The following is a 19,404-nucleotide window of genomic DNA, read 5'->3' as shown; positions in this document are numbered from 1 at the left end:
CCTGATGAAAAAGTGGCAATGTATTGTCTGTGGCCTGATCTACGACGAAGCCGAAGGCTGGCCCGACGACGGCATCGCCCCCGGCACCCGTTGGGAGGATGTGCCTGAGGACTGGCTGTGCCCCGACTGTGGCGTCGGCAAAAGCGACTTTGAAATGATCTCCATCGGTTAATCGAGGAAAGCACGACATGACGTCCCCTGTGGTAATCATCGGTACCGGCCTTGCGGGCTACAACCTGGCCCGTGAATTTCGCAAGCTCGATACGCAGACGCCGCTGTTGCTGATCACCGCCGACGATGGTCGTTCGTACTCCAAGCCGATGCTTTCCATGGGCTTTGCCAAGCAGAAGGACGCCGACGGCCTGTGCATGGCTGAGGCGGGTGCCATGGCCGAGCAATTGAACGCCGAGGTCCGCACCCATACCCGCATCAGCGGCATCGACCCGGGCCACAAGCGGCTGTGGATCGGCGAAGAAGCCGTGGAATACCGCGATCTGGTGCTGGCCTGGGGGGCGCAGACCGTGCAGGTGCCGATCGAGGGTGATGGCGGCCATCTGGTATTCCCGATCAACGATCTGGAGGACTACGCGCGCTTCCGTGCTGCCGCCGCGGGCAAGCAGCGTGTCCTGATCCTCGGCGCCGGCCTGATCGGCTGCGAATTCGCAAACGACATGAGCCTGGGTGGTTTCAAGGTCGACGTTGTGGCGCCGTGTGAACAGGTCATGCCGACCCTGCTGCACCCGGCCGCTGCGGCGGCTGTACAGGGTGGGCTGGAGGGGCTGGGAGTACGCTTTCACTTGGGGCCGGTGCTGACCCGCCTGCAGCAGGTGACCCAAGGCCTGGAGGCGCACCTGTCGGATGGCAGCGTGATTGCCTGCGACCTGGTGGTTTCGGCCATCGGCCTGCGCCCACGTACCGACCTGGCTGCCGCAGCTGGGCTGCAGACCAATCGAGGTGTAAGCGTAGACCGCGAGCTACGTACATCACACGCCAACATCTTCGCCCTTGGCGACTGTGCCGAAGTCGATGGCATCAACCTGCTGTACGTGATGCCGCTGATGAGCTGTGCCCGGGCGTTGGCGCAAACCCTGGCCGGCAAGCCGACGGTAGTTTCCTACGGGCCGATGCCTATCACCGTGAAAACCCCGGCCTGTCCGCTGGTCGTCTCGCCAGCGCCACAGGGTTGCGAAGGCACCTGGCAGGTAGAGGGGCAGGGCAGTGACCTCAAGGTGCTTTGCCTTGATGCCGACGGCAAGTTGCTGGGCTACGCCCTGACCGGAGCGGCGGTGATGGATAAGCTGGCGCTGAATCGTCAGTTACCAGCGGTTATGGCGTAAATAGCGGCTGTTCTGTCGGATTTATCCTGTTGTTGCCTGCACAATGGCCGCCCAGATACTGGCGCGGCCCCTGAGCTCGTGCCATTCTCACTCCCGTCTGCCGCAGATTAGAGCCTGCGGTGCCTTGAGCGCTGCTCCCAGAGGCAGCACGGCATAACAACAAGAATTCCGTCAAAGAGGCTTCACTATGCGCAAACCAGAACTCGCCGCCGTCATCGCCGATAAGGCTGATCTGACCAAGGAAAAGGCCAATCAGGTTTTGAACGCGATTCTCGACAGCATCACCGGTGCCCTGGACAAGGACACCGTGACCCTGGTCGGTTTCGGCACCTTCGAAAAACGTCATCGCGGTGCGCGTACCGGCAAGAACCCGCAAACTGGGGAACCGGTCAAGATCAAGGCCAGCAATACCGTGGCCTTTAAGCCTGGCAAGAACCTGCGTGACAGCGTTAACGCCCCCGCCAAGCCAGCCAAGAAAGGCAAGTGATCGCTCCCTGACAACCCCAGTGTCGGCCAAGCGGGCGCCCCAAGGCGCCCGTTGTGCTTTCTGCAGGCAAAATGTTTCGAACCTGCATAAATAGTTCTGGAAAAGGATAAACTACGCGCCTTAGTCACTTTTCATTCGAGGCGCGTTGATGAAGTTCCGCTTTCTTCTCTGGGCCATGGGGCTGTTGATGGTCAGGGCCAGCCGTAATAACCCCGCATTCCAGCAGCAGCTCAAGGGCAAGGACTTGGTGTTCCAGATGCAGACCTTGGACGGCAAGGTCGCCCGACACTTCATCGTCAGCAACGAGCGCATCAGCAGCAAGGGCGGCGCGCACCCACAGCCGGCGTTCGCCATTGCATTCAGGGACGCCGCTTATGGCTTCGCCACCATGCAGGCGGGTAACAAGCAGCTGGCGTTCATGCAGGGGATTCAGGAAAAGCACATCCAGATCAAGGGCAATCCGGCGCTGGTGATGTGGTTCCAGGGGTTGATGAAATACTTGAAACCAAAGAAGAAAGGCTGAAGCCCGACGGGGATGATGACGCTTTACCTGTGGGAGCGGGCGTGCCCGCGAAACAAGCGACGCGGTGCATGGCACCGGCTTCGCCGGTGTTCGCGGGCAAGCCCGCTCCCACAGTCCAAAATCGCGCCAGCTGTTAGAAATTGAGCAAGACAGTTGCTGCCACAGACTATGTGTTAATGCTTAATGCGGTGTGTGGAACTGCGAAGCCAGCTCACGCAGCAGGTTCTCGGCTTCGAGCACCTTGTTCACCACATCCTCAGCCTTGTCCCGGGTAATGCTCAGGCGTTCCAACAGCTCGTCAGGAATCTCTTCCTGCGGCCCTGAGCCTATACCTCGCGAGCGCAGCAGGCGGGTGGCCAGGCACACCAAGTTGGGGAACGCGAAATATTCGCCGTCGTAGGCTGGGTCGTGCTGAAAGCGCAAGGCAGTCGACAGCTCTTCTGGCATGTCCCACAGCTTCATCAGCCAGGCACCGATCTGTTCGCGGCTGATGCCCAGCAAGTGTTGTTCCACATAGGTGTGGTTCAAATGCGGGTTGACCTCAAGGTGGCGGCAAATCAGCGAAAAATGCGGTGGGAACACGTGCGCCAGCAGCAGGTAGCCAAAGTTGTGCAGTAGCCCGGCCAGGTAAGTCAGCCCGGCCTCGGGGCGTTCTGCGCGCGGCATGGCGCGGGTCAGGCCTTCGATGATCGCGGCGGTGTAGATCGATTGTTGCCAGTAGGGCGTGGCTTGCTGCGGGTGGTCTTTGGGCAGGCTCAAGGTCTTGCCCAGCGCCAGGCCCAAGGCCAGGTTGATCACCAGGTCGAAACCCAGCACACGCACGATGGCGTCTTCCACCGAGCGGATCTTGCCCGGTGATCCATAGTAGGGCGATGCAGCCCAGCTCACCACCTGTGCCGCCAGCGCCGGGTCAGTTTCGACCACGCCGGTGATGTCGTCGATGCTGGCGTTGGGATCTACCCGCAGCTTGATGATCTTCTGCGCGGTGTCGGCGAGCGGTGGAATTTCGATGGTTTCTTCCAGGCGTTTCTGAATGCGTCGGGCAGTGAAGGCCTGGACCGCATCGGTGATTTCCCGGGTGTCGTCATCGGGGCGGTCGAGATTGGGGCTGATCGCTTCGACTTGCTGGCCAAAGCTGCTGGCGCTGGCCTTGGCCAGCATGCGCTTGAAGTGTGCGCGTTCGATTTCCAGCAACAGGCCGGCTTCGCCTGACTGGATAAAGACAGTTTCGGCGTCGAGCAGGCTCTTTTCGTACTGACATGGCGAGCTGGTCAGTGCCGGGATGCCCGGCAGGGCCTTGAGGTGGTGCTTGTCGAGCATCTGCTTCAGGCGCGGCACCGACACCGCGGTCAGCTTGCGCCCGGTCAGCTCGGCCAGGCGGTTGAGGTCCAGCAGGTGGCTCTGCGGGAACAGCACCATGAGGGCGCCGACCTCGTCGTCGAGAAGGACAGCCTGCACCCGCGAAGCCGCAGGCAGGTGCGAGTGCTCGACCACCTGGCGGTAGGGCACGCCGAGCTTGTCGAGCAGCAGCCTGATGACGGAGGGGGCGTGTGGGGTTGCGGTGTCCAGGGCAACTTCAGTCATGGTCCGTATCCACTGTTTCTTTTAAACGCGAAGTATAACCAGCCTGCGAGCAAATCTGGATCCATTCTGGGACTGGCGTCACACTTGGCCATATTGTTGGCCGTGGCGCAGCCAGCGGTCCAGCAGCGGGCTGACGTGTTCCGGCCAGCGTGATACCAAGGCCTGGGCCGCGTCGCGCACGGCCGGCAGCAGGTCGGCGTCGCGCATCAGGTCGGCGACCTTGAACTGCAGTAGACCGGTCTGGCGGGTGCCGAGCATCTCGCCCGGGCCACGCAGTTCAAGGTCTTTTTCGGCGATGATGAAGCCGTCGTTGGTCTCGCGCATGATCCCCAAGCGCTCGCGGCCGATCTGCGACAGCGGCGGGTGGTACAGCAGCACGCAATGGCTCACGGCACTGCCTCGGCCTACCCGGCCGCGCAGCTGGTGCAACTGTGCAAGGCCCAGGCGCTCGGGGTTCTCGATGATCATCAGGCTGGCGTTGGGCACGTCCACGCCCACCTCGATGACCGTGGTCGCGACCAGAAGCTGCAGGTTGCCAGCCTTGAACTCGGCCATGATCTCGGCTTTTTCCGCCGGTTTCATGCGCCCGTGGATCAACCCCACCCTCAGCTCGCCTAGCGCGCTGCCAAGCTCCTCGTAGGTGCTTTCGGCGGCCTGGCAGGTGAGTTCTTCGGACTCTTCGATCAGCGTGCATACCCAATAGGCCTGGCGCCCCTCGGCGCAGGCGGCGCGTACCCGCTCGACCACTTCGAAGCGGCGGCTGTCGGCCACCAGCACGGTGTTCACCGGCGTACGGCCTGGCGGCAATTCGTCGAGCACCGAGGTGTCCAGGTCGGCGTAGGCGCTCATGGCCAGCGTGCGCGGAATAGGTGTGGCGGTCATGATCAACTGGTGCGGGCACAGTTCGCCGGCCACGCCCTTCTTGCGCAGGGCCAGGCGCTGCTGCACGCCGAACCGGTGCTGTTCGTCGATGATCGCAAGGGCCAGGTGCTTGAACCTTACCTCTTCCTGGAACAGCGCGTGGGTGCCGACCACCATGGGTGCACCGTTGGCGATCTGCTCCAGGGAAGCAGCCCGGGCCTTGCCCTTGAGTTTGCCGGCTAGCCAGGCGACTTCGATGCCCAGCGGTTCCAGCCAGCGCTTGAAGGTAATGTAGTGCTGCTCGGCGAGGATCTCGGTGGGTGCCATCAATGCCACCTGGTAGCCAGCCTCCAGCGCCTGCAGCGCCGCCAGTGCTGCGACCACGGTCTTGCCGGCACCCACGTCGCCCTGCACCAGGCGCATCATCGGTTCGTGTTGGCTAAGGTCGTAGGCAATTTCGTTGGCTACCCGCTGCTGCGCGCCGGTCGGCTGGAAGCCCAGGTTAGCCAGGTATTGCGCCTGCAGGCGCGTGGCCTTGGGCAGTACCGGCGCACGCAGGCTGCGCAGGCTTTCGCGCAGGCGTTGCTGCGACAGCTGATGGGTCAGCAACTCTTCGAAGGCCAGGCGGTGTTGAGCCCAGTGCTGGCCTTCGGCGAGCTCGTCGAGGTCAGCGTCGGCCGGCGGGTTGTGCAGGTAGCGGATGGCTTCGTCCAAGGGTGCCAGCTGGTAGTCCCGGGCAAGCTCGTCAGGCAGCCAGTCGGGCAGGCTACGCGGGCCAAGCAGCGCAAGGCTCTGCTGGCACAACAGGCGCAGGCGTTGCTGGGTAAGGCCTTCGGTGGACGGGTAGATCGGCGTCAGGGTCTGCTCCACCGGCGGTGGTGGCTCGTTGCCGTTCAGCGCACGGTACTCCGGGTGGTAGATTTCCAGGCCCGAAGCGCCGGGGCGGGCTTCTCCGTAGCAGCGCAGGTGGGTGCCCCGCTTCAGGCCCTCCTTCTGCGCGTTGCTGAAGTGGTAGAAGCGCAATGTCAGCACACCGCTGCCGTCGCCCAGGCGCACCACCAGGCTGCGGCGCTTGCCCATGGTCACATCGGCACCACTGACCACGCCCTCGATAACCGCGTCCTGGCCGGGACGCAGTTGGCCGATTGGCACCACACGCGTACGGTCCTGGTAGCGCAGGGGCAGGTGGAACAACACGTCCTGCAGGTTTTCCAGGCCGACCTTGGCGAGTTTCTCCGCCATAGCCTCGCCCACGCCTTTCAGTACTGTGACCGGGACCTTCGACAGCTCACTCATGACTCAGGCCGGTTGTTCCGCAGGGTTTTTGGCGACCGAGCACAGGCGGATCGAGTCGGCGAGGATCTCGATGGCCTTTGGCCGCGGGAAGCTGGCGCGCCAGGCGATGGCGACCGTGCGGAACGGTGCCGGTGCCGTCAGCGGGCGCACTTCGATGACGCCGGGGGCATAGTGATGGCTGTGCACTGCCGACAGCGGCAGGATCGATACGCCAAGGCCGGAAGCCACCATGTGACGGATGGTTTCCAGCGAGCTGGACTCAACCGTGGTGTGCCGTGAGCCTTCACCCCCCTTGTTCAGGGTAGGGCAGGCTTCCAGTACCTGGTCACGGAAGCAGTGGCCCTCACCAAGCAGCAGCAGGCTCTTGTCGTTGAGCATGGCGGTGTCGATGGTCTTCTTCGCCGTCCATGGGTGGTCGGCAGGCATCAGGGCGCAGAACGGTTCGTCGTATAGCGGTAGCGTCAGCACGTCGGCTTCGTTGAACGGCAGGGCGATGATCACCGCGTCCAGTTCACCATTGCGCAGCTTTTCGCGCAGTACGTGGGTGAAGTTTTCTTCGATGTACAGCGGCATTTGCGGCGCTACGCGGTGCAGCTGCGGGATCAGGTGCGGGAACAGGTAGGGGCCGACGGTGTAGATAGCGCCGACCTTGAGCGGAGCGGTCAGCTGATTTTTGCCGGCCTGGGCCAGCTCGCGAATGCCTTGGGCCTGCTCCAGTACCTTCTGCGCTTGGGCGACGATGTTTTCGCCGACCGGGGTCAGACGTACTGCGCTTTTGCTGCGCTCGAAGATCAGAACGCCAAGCTCGTCCTCGAGCTTCTTCACACCGACCGACAGGGTGGGTTGGCTCACATGACAGCGCTCGGCGGCATGGCCGAAGTGCTGTTCCTGGGCGAGTGTGACGATGTAGCGTAATTCTGTGAGGGTCATAACGTGCGTCCATGAAGTTGCGAGCCCAGCATAGCGGCTGCAATTGATAGACGCACGTTATCAGACTTGCCGAATTGTGACAGAAACAAAAGTCTTAGCGGCGGTCCAGTGAGTAGACGAACGGTGCCACGACTTCAATCGTGCCATTGTTCAGCAACTCGGGTGGCGGCTTGGGTACCGTGCCGGCCCGACGGATCATTTCCAGGGTCGCCCGGTCCAGTGCGGCACTGCCCGAGCCACCGGCCATGGAGTACGACACGACCTTGCCTTCGGCGTCGACCACGAAGCGCAGGCGGTTCATGCCTTGCAGGCCACGACGGCGCGCGTCTTCTGGGTAACGCTTGTACTTGGCAAGGTGGCGCAGCAGGTCGCTCTGCCAGGTTGGCAGGGCGTTGCTGTTGGACGCAATGCTCGGTGCCGGTGCCGCGGACTTCTGCGGTGGCGAGTTGCTGGGCGGTGCGTCCACCGTTTGCTCGGTGGGTGGTGCTTCCTTCGGCGGCTCAGGCTTTTTCTCGGGCTTGGGCGGCTGGGGCTTGGCCTTTGGCTTGGGCGGCTTGGGGATGGCGATCTTGGGCTTGGGCGCTTCTGCCAGCTTCGGCAACGGTGGTTCCTCGACCGGTGCCGGTGGCTGCGGAGCTGCCTTTGGGGGTGGTGGTGGCGCAGGCTCCGGCAACGGTGCCAGTTCGACCATCATCGCTGCCGGGGGCAGTTCGATGGCCTGTGGTACCGACCAGTTGAGCGTCAGCAGCACGGCGACCACGTGCACACCCAGCACGATCGCCAGGCTGCCACCGTAGCGCGCCATGTTAGAGCGCGTTTTCATCATTTCTTGGCTGCCGTCTCGAGACCTACCAGACCGACTTTCAGGTAGCCGGCCGCGCGCATGTTGTTCATCACCTCCATCAGGTCGCCGTAATCCACGCCTTTGTCAGCCTGGAAGAAGATGGTGGTTTCCTTGTCACCCTTGGTCTTGGCGTCGAGCATCGGGCCAAGCTGGTCGGGTGCAGCAACCTGATCGTCGCCGACATACAGCTTCTGGTCGGCCTTGACGCTGACGAACACCGGTTTCTCTGGCCTTGGCGCCGGTTTGGCGGTTGAGGCCGGCAGGTCGACCTTGATGTCGACCGTGGCCAAGGGGGCGGCGACCATGAAGATGATCAGCAGCACCAGCATCACGTCGATGAACGGCGTAACGTTGATTTCGTGGTTTTCGGCGAGGTCGTCGCCACCTTCGTTGAGATGCAGGCCCATGGCTTACCCCACTTTCACCATGTGCGGGGCGGCGCGCTCGCTACCCTGGTGGTCCAGATCACGGCTTACCAGCAGCAGTACCTGGGCGGAGGCATCGGACACCTGCGCCTTGTAACCGGCAATGGAGCGGGCGAAGACGTTGTAGATGACCACGGCCGGGATTGCCGCGACCAGGCCCAGAGCAGTGGCCAGCAGCGCTTCGGCGATACCTGGGGCAACGACGGCCAGGTTGGTGGTCTGGGTCTTGGCGATGCCGATGAAGCTGTTCATGATGCCCCATACGGTACCGAACAGGCCAACGAACGGCGCAGTGGAGCCGATGGTTGCGAGGACGCCGGTGCCGCTGCTCATGGTACGGCCGCTGGCATGCACCAGGCGCTCCAGACGGAAGCTGACGCGCTCCTTGATGCCTTCTTTTTCGCGGGCGTTAGTCGAAAGGCGCATCTCTTCGAGGGCATCGTGGACCAGGGTATGGGCCAGGGTGCCTTCCTTGTTGGAAACCTCGCTGGCTTCCTTCAGGGTGGTGGACTTCTTCAGCTGGGCGATTTCACCCCGCAGGCGGCGCTTGGCGCCCATCAGCTCGAAGCCTTTGGCAATCCAGATGGTCCAGGTGATGATGGAGGCGATGGCCAGGCCGATCATGACGATCTTCACCACGATGTCGGCGTTCTTGTACATGCCCCATGGGGACAGGTCATGGGCCATGCCCAGCGAGGTGTCTTCGACCAGGGCTTGAACGCTTGGGTCTGCATCTGCCGGGTTGGTGGCAGTGGCACCAGGCGCCGGCGCATCGACCGGGGCAGCAGCGGATGCGGCCGGGGCAGTAGCAGCCGCAGGTGTGGCTGCGTTGGTGGTTGGCTCATCGGCCATGGCCACCGGGGCCAGCACCAGGCTGAGTGTCAGCGCGGCGATGGCGCGCCAGGCGCGCGACGGGGTTGGCGAAGCGGAAGGTTGAGTACGTGTCATGCTGGCCGGACCTGATGAAGAAAAAGTGAACGTTCTCCAAGGCCTCGATGTAGGCCGAGAACAATTTGGCGGCCATTATTGCAAGTAATTCTTGTTAACAAAAGTAATATTGTAGCTTTTTTCGCCTATGGTCTAGCCGCCCATCGTGTAGCGTGGCCAGGCTGATCAATTGGTCTAGGGAGTTTAGAGATGTCAGACCTTTCCGTGATGGTGGTGGGTTGTGGTGATGTGGGTGGGCGTCTGGCCAAGCAGATGTTGGCTAAAGGCTGGCAGGTGAGCGGCCTGCGCCGTTCTGTTGGTCAGCTGCCCGCAGGGGTTCAGCCGGTTGCCGCAGATTTGGCCGAACCGTCGATACCGCAGGCCTGGCCACAGGGCCCGCTGGACTACCTGGTGTACTGCGTGGCGGCCAGCCAGCACGATGAGGCGGGTTACCAAGCAGCCTATGTCGATGGTTTGCGCCATGTGTTGGCCTGGTTGGCCGAGCGTGGCCAGCGCCCGCGTCGCCTGCTGTTCATCTCAAGCAGCAGTGTGTATGCGCAGAAAGGCGGCGAGTGGATAGAGGAGGGCGCTGCCACCGAGCCTGAGGGCTATTCCGGGCGTGTGATGCTGGAGGCTGAACGGTTGGCACTGGCCAGCGGCATCCCGGCGAGCGTGGTCCGCCTGACCGGTATCTATGGCCCTGGGCGTGAGTGGTTGCTGAGCCAGGTGCGTCAGGGTTACCGCGTTGCCGAGGAGCCACCGCTGTATGGCAACCGCATTCATGCCGAAGATGCCGCCAGCCTGCTGGCGTTTCTGCTGCAGGCCGATGCTGATGGCAAGGCTCTGGACGACTGCTACATTGGCGTTGATGACGACCCGGCGCCACTGGCCGATGTGGTGGCCTGGCTGCGGGCGTATATGGGCGTTACCGAATGGTCCGATGAGCAGCGGGTGCGGCGTACTGGCAGCAAGCGCTGCAGCAATGCCCGGGCGCGGGCGCTCGGCTGGGCGCCTGAGTATCCGAGCTACAAGGAAGGCTACGCCGCGATTCTGGCAGGAAAAGCCTAGCTGGCAGGTGGCGCGGTCCCTTGTGGGAGCAACTGTCTTGCTCAATTTCTAAAAGCTGGCGCGATCCCTGTGGGAGCGGGCTTGCCCGCGAACACGGGCGAAGCCCGTGCCATCCACCGCGGTGTCTTCTTCGCGGGTAACCCCGCTCCTACAGGAACCGCGCATCATCTCAGCTGCGCTCCAGCGCCCATTGACGCTTGCCCGCTGCCAGCTCTGGCATTTCATCCGGCTGGGCACGGTTCACTGCCTGGAAAATCTCCAGCTTGTCACCATCGCGCTTGATGATGAACGGTGCGCCACGCTGGTTGCGCTCCAGCCACAGGCTGTCATTGTTGCCACCCATGGTCGCGCAATCACCTGCCAGGCACAGGGCGAAGCGGTCCGGCCCCGGTAGGCCGGTGACGTTGCCGGTATCGCTGAAGCGTACACTGGCACCTTTGCCTTGGCCGTCGACGATCTTCCAGTCACCACCCAGGTAGGCCTGGTAAAGCGCCTTCTCGAAGCTGCTGCCCAGTGGTGCATTGGCTGCCGCCGGTGTCTTGGCGCGCACGAAGGTTTGCTTGGTGCCGTTCTGGTCGACGGCCAGCAGCTCGTCGCCATCGAGCGAAAGCTGCTCGGTCTGGCCGCCTTGGAAACGGGCCTGCCATTGCTTTTCATTGGCGCTCAGCTGGCCGTCAGCGGCCTCGAAACCATTGCTATAGCTAGCTTGCTGATTGGCCACGTCGAGCTTCCACTCGAACACTGGGCCGTGCTCATTCAGCGCCTGGCGCAGGCTGCCGGCTTTGACCGCCGCAGTGATGGCTTCCTGGTTGATCCAGATGCCGTTGAAATCTTCGGGTTTGTGGCTGGTGCAGCCGCCCAGTAGCAGGGCTGCCAGCGCGAAGGGCAGTGCTTGACGCATGACGGGGTAACCTTGCAGAGGAAGGAGGGTGACGGGCAGGGCCCGTCACCAGGGCATCATTCGATGACCAGGATGGCGTCCATTTCGACCTGGGCGCCTTTCGGCAGCGCGGCAACGCCGATGGCGGCGCGGGCCGGGTAGGGCTGTTCGAAGTAGCGGCCCATCACCTCATTTACCTTGGCGAAGTGGCTCAGGTCTGTGAGGAAGATGTTCAGTTTCACGATGTCCTTGAACGAACCGCCAGCAGCTTCAGCCACGGCCTTGAGGTTCTCGAACACCTGCACGGTCTGGGCTTCGAAGCCTTCGACCAGTTCCATGGTCTTCGGGTCCAGAGGGATTTGGCCCGACATGTACACGGTGTTGCCGGCCTTGATCGCCTGCGAGTAGGTGCCGATGGCGGCAGGGGCCTTGTCGCTGTTGATGACGGTTTTGCTCATGATGACTCCTTGCGGTTGGCGGACTACGTACGCATGCGGGTGATGCGGACCACACCGGTCAGGGTACGCAGCTTCTTGATCACACGCGCCAGGTGCACGCGGTCGTGCACGCTGACCACCAGTTGGACCACGCTGATACGGCCGTCGCGTTCGTCCATGCTGATCTTCTCAATGTTGCCGTCGGCGGCGTTGACGCTGCTGGCCAGCAGGGCGATCAGCCCCCGCTGGTGTTCCAGTTCGACACGCAGTTCGACATTGAACTCGCCAGTGATGTCCTTGGCCCAGGAGAGTTGCACGCACTTTTCGGGGTTGTGGCGGATTTCACTGATGTTGCGGCAGTTTTCCAGGTGCACGACCATGCCTTTGCCGGCCGACAGGTGGCCGACAATCGGGTCACCCGGGATCGGCGTGCAGCACTTGGCGTAGCTCAGCACCAGGCCTTCGGTACCGCGGATCGCCAGCGGGCCTTCTGGCGCCGGCAACTGTTCCCCTTCGGCCGACAGCAGGCGGCGCGCGACCACGTAGGCCATGCGGTTGCCCAGGCCGATGTCTTCGAGCAGGTCTTCTATCAGCTCCAGGCGGTACTCGGCGAGAATAGACTCGATGCGTTCCTGGGGGATTTTCTCTAGGCTGCTGTCAAAGCCAGTGAGCACCTTGTTCAGCAGGCGCTCGCCCAGGCTGATGGATTCGGAACGGCGCTGTTGCTTGAGCGCGTGGCGGATATTCGTGCGTGCCTTGCCTGAGACCACAAAGTTGAGCCAGGCCGGGTTGGGCCGAGCGCCCGGGGCGCTGACGATTTCCACTGTCGAGCCGCTTTGCAGCGGTTCGGACAGCGGCGCCAGGCGGCGGTTGATGCGGCACGCGATGCAACTGTTGCCAACGTCGGTGTGCACCGCGTAGGCGAAGTCGACGGCCGTGGAGCCTTTGGGCAACTCCATGATCCGGCCTTTGGGCGTGAACACGTAGACCTCGTCCGGGAACAGGTCGATCTTCACGCTCTCGATGAATTCCAGGGAGTTGCCGGCACGTTGCTGCAGTTCGAGGATACCCTTGACCCACTGGCGGGCACGCGCGTGGCTGCCCTTGGGCTGCTCGTCGTCGTTTGACTTGTACAGCCAGTGCGCGGCGATGCCGTTGTTGGCCATCTCTTCCATTTCGCGGGTGCGGATCTGGATTTCGATGGGCACGCCGTGCATGCCGAACAGGGTCGTGTGCAACGACTGGTAGCCGTTGGCCTTGGGGATCGCGATGTAATCCTTGAAGCGTCCAGGCAGCGGCTTGTACAGGTTGTGCACGGCGCCGAGCACGCGGTAGCAGGTGTCAACCTTGTCGACAATGATGCGGAAGGCATACACGTCCATGATCTCGTTGAAGGCACGGCGCTTGCCGCGCATCTTCTTGTAGATGCCATAGAGGTGTTTCTGCCGACCGCTGACCTCGCCCTCGATGCCGTCGGCGGACAGGCAGTTGGCCAGCGAGTGCTCGATCTTGGCGACGATTTCTTTGCGGTTGCCGCGTGCGCTCTTCACTGCACGATGAATCAGCGACGAGCGCATTGGGTGCATGGCCTTGAAGCCAAGGTCTTCGAACTCCACGCGCACGGTGTGCATCCCCAGGCGGTTGGCGATGGGGGCGTAGATCTCGAGGGTTTCCTTGGCGATGCGCCGGCGTTTTTCGCCAGACAGCACTTCCAGGGTGCGCATGTTGTGCAGGCGGTCGGCCAACTTGACCAGGATCACGCGGATATCGCGGGCCATGGCCATGGCCATCTTCTGGAAGTTTTCCGCCTGTGCCTCGGCCTTGGTCTCGAAATTCATCTGGGTCAGCTTGCTGACCCCATCGACCAGTTCGGCCACGGTCTCGCCAAACTGCTGGCTGAGGGCTTCCTTGGCGATGCCGGTGTCTTCGATCACATCGTGCAGCATGGCCGCCATCAGGCTCTGATGGTCCATGTGCATGTCGGCGAGGATGCTGGCCACGGCCAGCGGGTGGGTCACGTAGGGCTCGCCACTGCGGCGGCGTTGCCCATCGTGAGCCTGTTCGGCGTAGAAATAGGCACGCCGAACCAGGTTGACCTGTTCGGGGCCAAGATAGGTCGACAGCCGTTCGGCCAAGGCTTCTATACCCGGCATGGGTTCACCTCCTGCCGAGGAAGAGGGCCTTGCGCCGTACGACGTCGACCTGGCATCAATCAGACAGCCTCGTTGTTCTCGTCCTCGAACGCGGCGAACACCGGATCCTCGGTGACGATCTCTTCAGCGGCGATGAACTCGTTGGTGACGATGCCTTCGGCAATTTCACGCAGGGCAACAACGGTTGGCTTGTCGTTTTCCCACGCAACGCGTGGCTCTTTGCCGCCGGTCGCCAGCTGGCGAGCGCGCTTGGTCGAGAGCATGACCAGCTCAAAGCGGTTATCCACGTGTTCCAGGCAGTCTTCAACAGTTACGCGGGCCATGGTCTTCCTCAGTAGCAATTGCGGTGGGCGTGCAGCCCATTAATGGGCAGGCGGACTCGATAGTATAAAAATTCACCAGCCAATAGGGAAGCGCTGTTTTGCCGGGCGGTACCTGCAAACCCTGCGATGCCTTCTTCGCGGGTGAACCCGCTCCTACAGGGACCGCGTAGCTTGTCGCGGCGGGTTTACCCGCGAAAGGGCCGGAACAGACACCCTCAGTGCATGAGCTTGACGATAACCTCAGAGCATCGCGTCACGCAACCGCGGGGTCAGCTCTTCGAACAAGGTCTGCACCGAGCGCAACGCCCGGCAATCCGGCCGGGTCAGCAACCACAGCTGAGTGTCGCAGCCGGGCAGGGGACCGCTGAGAGCATCCACCCCAGGCAGCGCATGCACCATGTAGTCCGGCAGTGCTGCCACGCCCAGGCCGGCCATTACCAACTGGGCGATGGTCGACATGCTGCTGCACTGGTAGCGCGGGCTCAGGCCCGGGTGTTGTTGGTTGCGCCAGACCACCGTAGGGTGGTCCTGCATCGAGTCGTCTGGTGCGATCCACGGCACGCTGGCGGGGGACTCGCTCAGGCGCTCGCGCCACTGTGGCTGGCCGCAGACTACATAGGAGGTCGAACCCAGGTTGCGGCCAACCAGGTGCTCCGGAGGTGTGTTGGTCAGGCGCAGGGCGATGTCGGCGTCGCGCCGGCTGAGGTTGGCGAAGGTATTGGAGGTGCCCATCTCCAGCGACAAAGCCGGGTAGTTGGACATGAACTCGGCCAGCGCCGGCAGCAACAGGCTGTGCATCACCGCCTCTGTGCAGGTCAGGCGCACCGTGCCGCTGACCACCTGCTCGCCACTGGTCATGGCAATGCGCGCCGCTTCCAGCGCCTGCTCGGCACGTTCGGCCTGCTCGGCCAAGGCCTGTGCGGTGTCAGTCGGCAGATAGCCCTTTCGGCTCTTGACGAACAAAGCAGTGCCCAGCGCTGACTCCAATCGGCGGATCGAGCGGAATACGGTCGAAACGTCGACTTTGAGCAGTTCGGCGGCTTTGGCCAGCGAGCGGCCACGTTCCAGTGCCAGGACCAGAGAGAGGTCTGCGTGGGTTATCTGATATTGCATTGATGCACGCTCTGCTTGCCAAATTGCCAATGTCTGTTGCGTCTGGGCCATTTTATAGTGAAACGGCCCCCCGGAATCAATGCGCCCGGTCGGGTAACCAGTCCCCACGATGGGAAAGTGAAAAGAACAACAGCTGCAACCATCGTCGCCCGTGAGGCGCCAGCCGTATCCCCACATCGCCGCAGCACATCAAAGGATGTACACCATGACGTCGGTAACCCCGTGCGCCAGTTCTTCCAGCGAGATGAATGACTTCCTCCAGGCCCATCCGGACACGCAGTACGTAGACCTGCTGATCTCCGACATGAATGGCGTGGTACGTGGCAAGCGCATCGAGCGGGCCAGCCTGCACAAGGTGTACGAGAAGGGCATCAACCTGCCCGCATCGCTGTTCGCCCTTGATATCAACGGTTCCACTGTCGAAAGCACCGGCCTTGGCCTGGACATCGGCGACGCCGACCGTATCTGCTTCCCGATCCCCGGCACGCTGTCGGACGAGCCGTGGCAGAAGCGCCCCACCGCCCAGCTGCTGATGACCATGCACGAGCTGGATGGCCAGCCGTTCTTCGCCGACCCGCGTGAAGTGCTGCGCCAGGTGGTGAGCAAGTTCGACGACCTGGGCCTGGATATTTGCGCCGCGTTCGAGCTGGAGTTCTACCTGATCGACCAGGACAACCTCAACGGCCGCCCGCAGCCGCCGCGCTCGCCGATCTCCGGCAAGCGCCCGCAGTCGACCCAGGTGTACCTGATCGACGACCTCGACGAGTACGCCGACTGCTTGCAGGACATGCTCGAAGCAGCCAAGGAACAGGGCCTGCCTGCCGACGCCATCGTCAAGGAAAGCGCCCCAGCGCAGTTCGAGGTCAACTTGCACCACGTGGCGGATCCGCTGAAGGCCTGCGACTATGCGATCCTGCTCAAGCGCCTGATCAAGAACGTCGCCTACGACCATGAAATGGACACCACCTTCATGGCCAAGCCCTACCCGGGCCAGGCAGGCAACGGCCTGCATGTGCACATTTCATTGCTGGACAAGAAAACCGGCAAGAACATCTTCGCCAGTGACGATCCGCTGCAAAGCGATACGCTGCGCCACGCCATTGGTGGCGTGCTGGAAACCATGCCGGCGTCGATGGCCTTCCTGTGCCCCAACATCAACTCCTACCGCCGCTTCGGTGCGCAGTTCTACGTGCCCAATGCGCCGAGCTGGGGCTTGGACAACCGCACCGTGGCCGTACGCGTGCCCACCGACAGCAGCGACAATGTGCGCCTTGAGCACCGTGTAGCCGGCGCCGATGCCAACCCGTACCTGATGCTCGCGGCGATCCTTGCCGGCGTTCACCATGGCCTGACCAACAAGGTCGAGCCCGAGGCGCCGATCGAAGGCAACTCCTACGAGCAGCTGGAGCAAAGCCTGCCGAACAACCTGCGCGATGCCCTGCGCGCGCTGGATGACAGCGAAGTCCTCAACCAATACATCAGCCCGGACTACATCGATATCTTCGTGGCCTGCAAGGAAAGCGAACTGGCCGAGTTCGAAGTGTCGATTTCCGACCTCGAGTACAACTGGTACCTGCACACGGTGTAAGCCCATGAGCGCAAATGCGGTCCCTTTGATCGGTGTCAGCGCCTGCCGTCAGCAGGTAGGGAAAAACTCCTCGCACACGGTCGGCGACAAGTATGTCGAGGCCGCCGGCTTTGCCGGCTTGCCACTGATCTTGCCGGCCCGTGATGGCGGCAGCGACACGCAAGCGCTGCTGGCCCGCTTGCACGGCATTGTTTTTACCGGCTCGCCTTCAAATATCGAGCCGCATCATTACAATGGCGCCCCCAGTGTGGCGGGTACCCGGCATGATCTGGCGCGTGATCGCCTGACCCTGCCGCTGCTGCAGGCAGCCATTGCCGTCGGTGTGCCCGTATTCTGCATCTGCCGAGGCTACCAGGAGCTGAACGTGGCCCTTGGCGGCAGCCTGCACCAGCGTGTGCAGGAGCTGCCAGGCTACCTTGACCACCGCGAACCCGAGGATGCCCCCCTGGAGGTGCAATACAGCCCTCGTCACTCGGTCAGTATCGAGCCTGGCGGGTTGTTCGAGCGCCTGGGCCTGGCGGCGCAGTTCGAGGTCAATTCGCTGCACAGCCAGGGCATCGACCGTCTGGCCCCAGGCCTGCGCGTCGAGGCACGGGCCCCGGATGGCCTGATCGAGGCGGTGTCCATGCCTGCGGCACCGGGCTTTGTGCTCGGGGTGCAGTGGCACCCGGAGTGGCGCTTCAACGAAAACCCGGTTTCGCTGCGTCTGTTTCAGGCGTTTCGCGAGGCCTGCAATGCCTACGCAGCACGGGAGGGCTCACGGCAGGAATGATTCTGGCGTCAGCCGAAGGTCTCGGATGACTCGTCCCCGATAGCAAGCTTTCAATGAGTGAAAGCGAGCCTTGTACCCAAGGCTTGTTAAAACAATTCCAAAATTTACGGCAAATACTCATGAGCAATTACACAGAAGCCGGCCGCCCACCCGATGTGGCGGCCGACGCGGGCAACACTCAGCGCAGCAAAGGCCTGGCCAAGGGCCGCTTGGGCCTGCTGGCCAGCGTGGTGCTGGGCATTTCCACCATCGCCCCGGTCTATACCCTGACCGGGGCCCTTGGCCCGACCGTGCGTGAGGTGGGCGCCCACCTGCCGGCCGTGTTCATCGTGGGCTTCCTGCCGATGCTGCTGGTTGCCCTGGGCTATCGCGAGCTGAACTCGGCGGAGCCGGACAGCGGGACTTCGTTTACCTGGTCGGCGCGTGCATTCGGCCCGATGATCGGCTGGATCGGCGGCTGGGGACTGGTGGTTGCCACCACGATCGTGCTGTCGAACCTGGCAGGTGTGGCGGTGGACTTCTTCTACCTGTTCCTTGGCCAGATCACCGGCAAGCATGAGCTGGCAGCGTTGGCCGACAACCTGTTGATCAACATCGTTACCTGTTGCGTGTTCATTGGTTTGGCAGTGTGGATCTGCTGTCGGGGTATCGCCACCACAATGACTGTGCAGTACGGCTTGGTGGCCCTGCAGTTGCTGGTGTTGATCGGCTTTGCTTTCGCCGCTTTCGGCGGCACCACCGCGCCGCCACCGCTGGCGTTCGATTTCGCCTGGTTCAACCCGTTCGGTGTCGAGTCGTTCTCGGCCTTTGCCGCTGGCCTGTCACTGTCGATCTTCATCTTCTGGGGCTGGGACACTTGCTTGACCGTCAGTGAAGAATCGGTGGGTAGCGAAGAGGTGCCGGGCAAGGCCGCTACCTGGACCGTGATGTTGATTCTCGGCCTGTACCTGTTCACCGCCATCGCGACCCTGCAGTTTGCCGGTATCAGTGAAACGGGTCTGGGCCTGAACAACCCGCGCATCCAGGAGAACGTCTTTGCCCACCTGGCCGGCCCGGTCATGGGGCCGCTGGCGATCCTGATGTCCATCGCTGTGCTGGCCAGTACGGCGGCGTCGCTGCAGTCCACCTTCGTGGCGCCGGCGCGCACCCTGTTGGCCATGGGTTATTACGGCGCGGTGCCGCAGAAGTTCGCCAGCGTCTGCCCGCGCTCGCAAACGCCGCGCTATGCCACCATCTGCGCCGGCCTGGCCGCAGGCCTGTTCTACGTGACCATGCGTACGCTGAGCGAGAACGTGCTGGCAGATACCATCACGGCATTGGGCATGATGATCTGCTTCTACTATTCGCTGACCGCGTTTGCCTGCGTCTGGTATTTCCGCGGCAGCCTGTTCGACAGCCTGCGCCACTTCATCATGCGCGGCCTGTGCCCGCTGGTGGGTGGGGTGATCTTGTCGGTGATCTTCGTGCGTACCGCCATTGACAGTGCGTCGCCGGACTTTGGCAGCGGCTCGCATGTGGGCGGTCTGGGGCTGGTGTTCGTGATTGCCGCGATCATCTCGGTGCTTGGTATCGGCCTGATGATGCTGTCGCGCATGCGTGCGCCGGCGTACTTCCTCGGGGCTACCCTGCGTCAGCAGGCTACCTTGCCACTGCAGGAATAAACCAATGGGGCCGCTCTGCGGCCCTTCGCGGGCACGCCCGCTCCCACAGGCCGGTGCTCAGCCTCAGCCCAGCGCGGTATCGAGAAACATCATCACCGCAAACCCACCCATCAACCCTAGGATCGCCGTTGTGTCCTACAGGTATGAACTGCAGATGGTCATGGTGGGGCAGCAGGACCTGGCACGGGTAATGGA

The 19,404-nt window shown here is 62.7% G+C and carries 19 protein-coding genes; 8 read left to right on the top strand and 11 right to left on the bottom strand.

The window, feature by feature from the left end; all coding sequences use genetic code 11:
• The first annotated feature begins 4 nt into the window (after positions 1-4).
• The 4 genes from AC3WLP_RS06635 (at position 5) to AC3WLP_RS06620 (ending at position 2,347) form a co-directional block, all read left to right on the top strand.
• Entirely contained in the window at positions 5-172 is a 168-nt protein-coding gene (locus AC3WLP_RS06635) for a rubredoxin (protein ID WP_003253349.1), read from the top strand.
• A 16-nt stretch (positions 173-188) separates the two neighbouring features.
• On the top strand, positions 189-1,337 hold the full coding sequence (locus tag AC3WLP_RS06630) for an NAD(P)/FAD-dependent oxidoreductase (protein ID WP_088512619.1): 1,149 nt from the start codon (positions 189-191) through the stop codon (positions 1,335-1,337).
• Positions 1,338-1,524: 187 nt separating this feature from the next.
• Positions 1,525-1,824, top strand: a complete 300-nt coding sequence (locus AC3WLP_RS06625) for an HU family DNA-binding protein (protein WP_003253355.1) — start codon at positions 1,525-1,527, stop codon at positions 1,822-1,824.
• A gap of 148 nt (positions 1,825-1,972) precedes the next feature.
• Positions 1,973-2,347 carry a helicase gene (locus AC3WLP_RS06620; RefSeq protein ID WP_014861178.1) on the top strand — a complete coding sequence of 125 codons (375 nt, stop codon included), beginning with the start codon at positions 1,973-1,975 and terminating at the stop codon, positions 2,345-2,347.
• Between the two features lie 180 nt (positions 2,348-2,527).
• On the opposite strand, the gene AC3WLP_RS06615 is transcribed toward AC3WLP_RS06620, so the two are convergent.
• From AC3WLP_RS06615 to exbB, 6 genes are all read right to left on the bottom strand, one after another.
• A complete protein-coding gene (locus AC3WLP_RS06615; protein ID WP_003253359.1) occupies positions 2,528-3,931 on the bottom strand; it encodes an aminoacyl-tRNA deacylase and HDOD domain-containing protein in 1,404 nt (467 codons plus the stop codon).
• A 78-nt stretch (positions 3,932-4,009) separates the two neighbouring features.
• Positions 4,010-6,088, bottom strand: a complete 2,079-nt coding sequence (gene recG / locus AC3WLP_RS06610) for an ATP-dependent DNA helicase RecG (RefSeq protein ID WP_014861179.1) — start codon at positions 6,086-6,088, stop codon at positions 4,010-4,012.
• Positions 6,089-6,091: 3 nt separating this feature from the next.
• Positions 6,092-7,018 carry a hydrogen peroxide-inducible genes activator gene (locus tag AC3WLP_RS06605; RefSeq protein WP_003253362.1) on the bottom strand — a complete coding sequence of 309 codons (927 nt, stop codon included), beginning with the start codon at positions 7,016-7,018 and terminating at the stop codon, positions 6,092-6,094.
• A 94-nt stretch (positions 7,019-7,112) separates the two neighbouring features.
• On the bottom strand, positions 7,113-7,844 hold the full coding sequence (locus AC3WLP_RS06600; RefSeq protein WP_010955804.1) for an energy transducer TonB: 732 nt from the start codon (positions 7,842-7,844) through the stop codon (positions 7,113-7,115).
• Positions 7,841-8,269 carry a TonB system transport protein ExbD gene (exbD, locus tag AC3WLP_RS06595; RefSeq protein WP_003253367.1) on the bottom strand — a complete coding sequence of 143 codons (429 nt, stop codon included), beginning with the start codon at positions 8,267-8,269 and terminating at the stop codon, positions 7,841-7,843. The genes AC3WLP_RS06600 and exbD overlap by 4 nt, the downstream gene beginning before the upstream one ends.
• A 3-nt stretch (positions 8,270-8,272) precedes the next feature.
• Positions 8,273-9,235 carry a tonB-system energizer ExbB gene (gene exbB / locus AC3WLP_RS06590; protein WP_003253369.1) on the bottom strand — a complete coding sequence of 321 codons (963 nt, stop codon included), beginning with the start codon at positions 9,233-9,235 and terminating at the stop codon, positions 8,273-8,275.
• 189 nt (positions 9,236-9,424) lie between these two features.
• On the opposite strand from exbB, the gene AC3WLP_RS06585 reads away from it, so the two are divergent.
• Complete coding sequence (locus AC3WLP_RS06585; protein ID WP_019752798.1) at positions 9,425-10,282, top strand: SDR family oxidoreductase; 858 nt, start codon at positions 9,425-9,427, stop codon at positions 10,280-10,282.
• A gap of 169 nt (positions 10,283-10,451) precedes the next feature.
• Here the strand turns inward: AC3WLP_RS06585 and AC3WLP_RS06580 are convergent, their stop codons facing one another.
• From AC3WLP_RS06580 to AC3WLP_RS06560, 5 genes are all read right to left on the bottom strand, one after another.
• Positions 10,452-11,183 carry a hypothetical protein gene (locus AC3WLP_RS06580; protein WP_012054105.1) on the bottom strand — a complete coding sequence of 244 codons (732 nt, stop codon included), beginning with the start codon at positions 11,181-11,183 and terminating at the stop codon, positions 10,452-10,454.
• A gap of 56 nt (positions 11,184-11,239) precedes the next feature.
• On the bottom strand, positions 11,240-11,620 hold the full coding sequence (locus AC3WLP_RS06575; protein WP_009684531.1) for a RidA family protein: 381 nt from the start codon (positions 11,618-11,620) through the stop codon (positions 11,240-11,242).
• A gap of 23 nt (positions 11,621-11,643) precedes the next feature.
• Complete coding sequence (spoT, locus tag AC3WLP_RS06570; protein ID WP_003253381.1) at positions 11,644-13,752, bottom strand: bifunctional GTP diphosphokinase/guanosine-3',5'-bis pyrophosphate 3'-pyrophosphohydrolase; 2,109 nt, start codon at positions 13,750-13,752, stop codon at positions 11,644-11,646.
• 59 nt (positions 13,753-13,811) lie between these two features.
• Positions 13,812-14,075 (bottom strand): DNA-directed RNA polymerase subunit omega, encoded by a 264-nt coding sequence (gene rpoZ / locus AC3WLP_RS06565; RefSeq protein ID WP_003253383.1) that lies wholly within the window; start codon positions 14,073-14,075, stop codon positions 13,812-13,814.
• A gap of 240 nt (positions 14,076-14,315) precedes the next feature.
• Positions 14,316-15,188 (bottom strand): LysR family transcriptional regulator, encoded by an 873-nt coding sequence (locus AC3WLP_RS06560; RefSeq protein WP_003253385.1) that lies wholly within the window; start codon positions 15,186-15,188, stop codon positions 14,316-14,318.
• A 205-nt stretch (positions 15,189-15,393) separates the two neighbouring features.
• On the opposite strand from AC3WLP_RS06560, the gene AC3WLP_RS06555 reads away from it, so the two are divergent.
• The 3 genes from AC3WLP_RS06555 to AC3WLP_RS06545 all read left to right on the top strand — a co-directional run bounded on the left by AC3WLP_RS06555 (position 15,394) and on the right by AC3WLP_RS06545 (position 19,209).
• The gene (locus AC3WLP_RS06555; RefSeq protein WP_003253387.1) at positions 15,394-16,776 is read left to right on the top strand and encodes a glutamine synthetase family protein; all 1,383 of its coding nucleotides are present in this window, start codon (positions 15,394-15,396) and stop codon (positions 16,774-16,776) included.
• A 4-nt stretch (positions 16,777-16,780) separates the two neighbouring features.
• Positions 16,781-17,548: a gamma-glutamyl-gamma-aminobutyrate hydrolase family protein gene (locus tag AC3WLP_RS06550; protein WP_012054103.1), complete on the top strand. Its 768-nt coding sequence runs from the start codon at positions 16,781-16,783 to the stop codon at positions 17,546-17,548.
• Between the two features lie 119 nt (positions 17,549-17,667).
• Positions 17,668-19,209: an APC family permease gene (locus tag AC3WLP_RS06545; RefSeq protein ID WP_003253391.1), complete on the top strand. Its 1,542-nt coding sequence runs from the start codon at positions 17,668-17,670 to the stop codon at positions 19,207-19,209.
• Positions 19,210-19,404: the final 195 nt, after the last annotated feature.

It is taken from the genome of Pseudomonas sp. FW305-E2 (assembly GCF_058782925.1).
This window is presented reverse-complemented; position numbering and strand designations above follow the sequence as displayed.

What these genes read in the sequence shown, in the direction of transcription:
- AC3WLP_RS06635 (WP_003253349.1), top strand. Translation starts at nt 5, where the DNA reads ATGAAAAAGTGGCAATGTATTGTCTGTGGCCTGATCTACGACGAAGCC.
- AC3WLP_RS06630 (WP_088512619.1), top strand. Translation starts at nt 189, where the DNA reads ATGACGTCCCCTGTGGTAATCATCGGTACCGGCCTTGCGGGCTACAAC.
- AC3WLP_RS06625 (WP_003253355.1), top strand. Translation starts at nt 1,525, where the DNA reads ATGCGCAAACCAGAACTCGCCGCCGTCATCGCCGATAAGGCTGATCTG.
- AC3WLP_RS06620 (WP_014861178.1), top strand. Translation starts at nt 1,973, where the DNA reads ATGAAGTTCCGCTTTCTTCTCTGGGCCATGGGGCTGTTGATGGTCAGG.
- AC3WLP_RS06615 (WP_003253359.1), bottom strand. Translation starts at nt 3,931, where the DNA reads ATGACTGAAGTTGCCCTGGACACCGCAACCCCACACGCCCCCTCCGTC.
- recG (WP_014861179.1), bottom strand. Translation starts at nt 6,088, where the DNA reads ATGAGTGAGCTGTCGAAGGTCCCGGTCACAGTACTGAAAGGCGTGGGC.
- AC3WLP_RS06605 (WP_003253362.1), bottom strand. Translation starts at nt 7,018, where the DNA reads ATGACCCTCACAGAATTACGCTACATCGTCACACTCGCCCAGGAACAG.
- AC3WLP_RS06600 (WP_010955804.1), bottom strand. Translation starts at nt 7,844, where the DNA reads ATGATGAAAACGCGCTCTAACATGGCGCGCTACGGTGGCAGCCTGGCG.
- exbD (WP_003253367.1), bottom strand. Translation starts at nt 8,269, where the DNA reads ATGGGCCTGCATCTCAACGAAGGTGGCGACGACCTCGCCGAAAACCAC.
- exbB (WP_003253369.1), bottom strand. Translation starts at nt 9,235, where the DNA reads ATGACACGTACTCAACCTTCCGCTTCGCCAACCCCGTCGCGCGCCTGG.
- AC3WLP_RS06585 (WP_019752798.1), top strand. Translation starts at nt 9,425, where the DNA reads ATGTCAGACCTTTCCGTGATGGTGGTGGGTTGTGGTGATGTGGGTGGG.
- AC3WLP_RS06580 (WP_012054105.1), bottom strand. Translation starts at nt 11,183, where the DNA reads ATGCGTCAAGCACTGCCCTTCGCGCTGGCAGCCCTGCTACTGGGCGGC.
- AC3WLP_RS06575 (WP_009684531.1), bottom strand. Translation starts at nt 11,620, where the DNA reads ATGAGCAAAACCGTCATCAACAGCGACAAGGCCCCTGCCGCCATCGGC.
- spoT (WP_003253381.1), bottom strand. Translation starts at nt 13,752, where the DNA reads ATGCCGGGTATAGAAGCCTTGGCCGAACGGCTGTCGACCTATCTTGGC.
- rpoZ (WP_003253383.1), bottom strand. Translation starts at nt 14,075, where the DNA reads ATGGCCCGCGTAACTGTTGAAGACTGCCTGGAACACGTGGATAACCGC.
- AC3WLP_RS06560 (WP_003253385.1), bottom strand. Translation starts at nt 15,188, where the DNA reads ATGCAATATCAGATAACCCACGCAGACCTCTCTCTGGTCCTGGCACTG.
- AC3WLP_RS06555 (WP_003253387.1), top strand. Translation starts at nt 15,394, where the DNA reads ATGACGTCGGTAACCCCGTGCGCCAGTTCTTCCAGCGAGATGAATGAC.
- AC3WLP_RS06550 (WP_012054103.1), top strand. Translation starts at nt 16,781, where the DNA reads ATGAGCGCAAATGCGGTCCCTTTGATCGGTGTCAGCGCCTGCCGTCAG.
- AC3WLP_RS06545 (WP_003253391.1), top strand. Translation starts at nt 17,668, where the DNA reads ATGAGCAATTACACAGAAGCCGGCCGCCCACCCGATGTGGCGGCCGAC.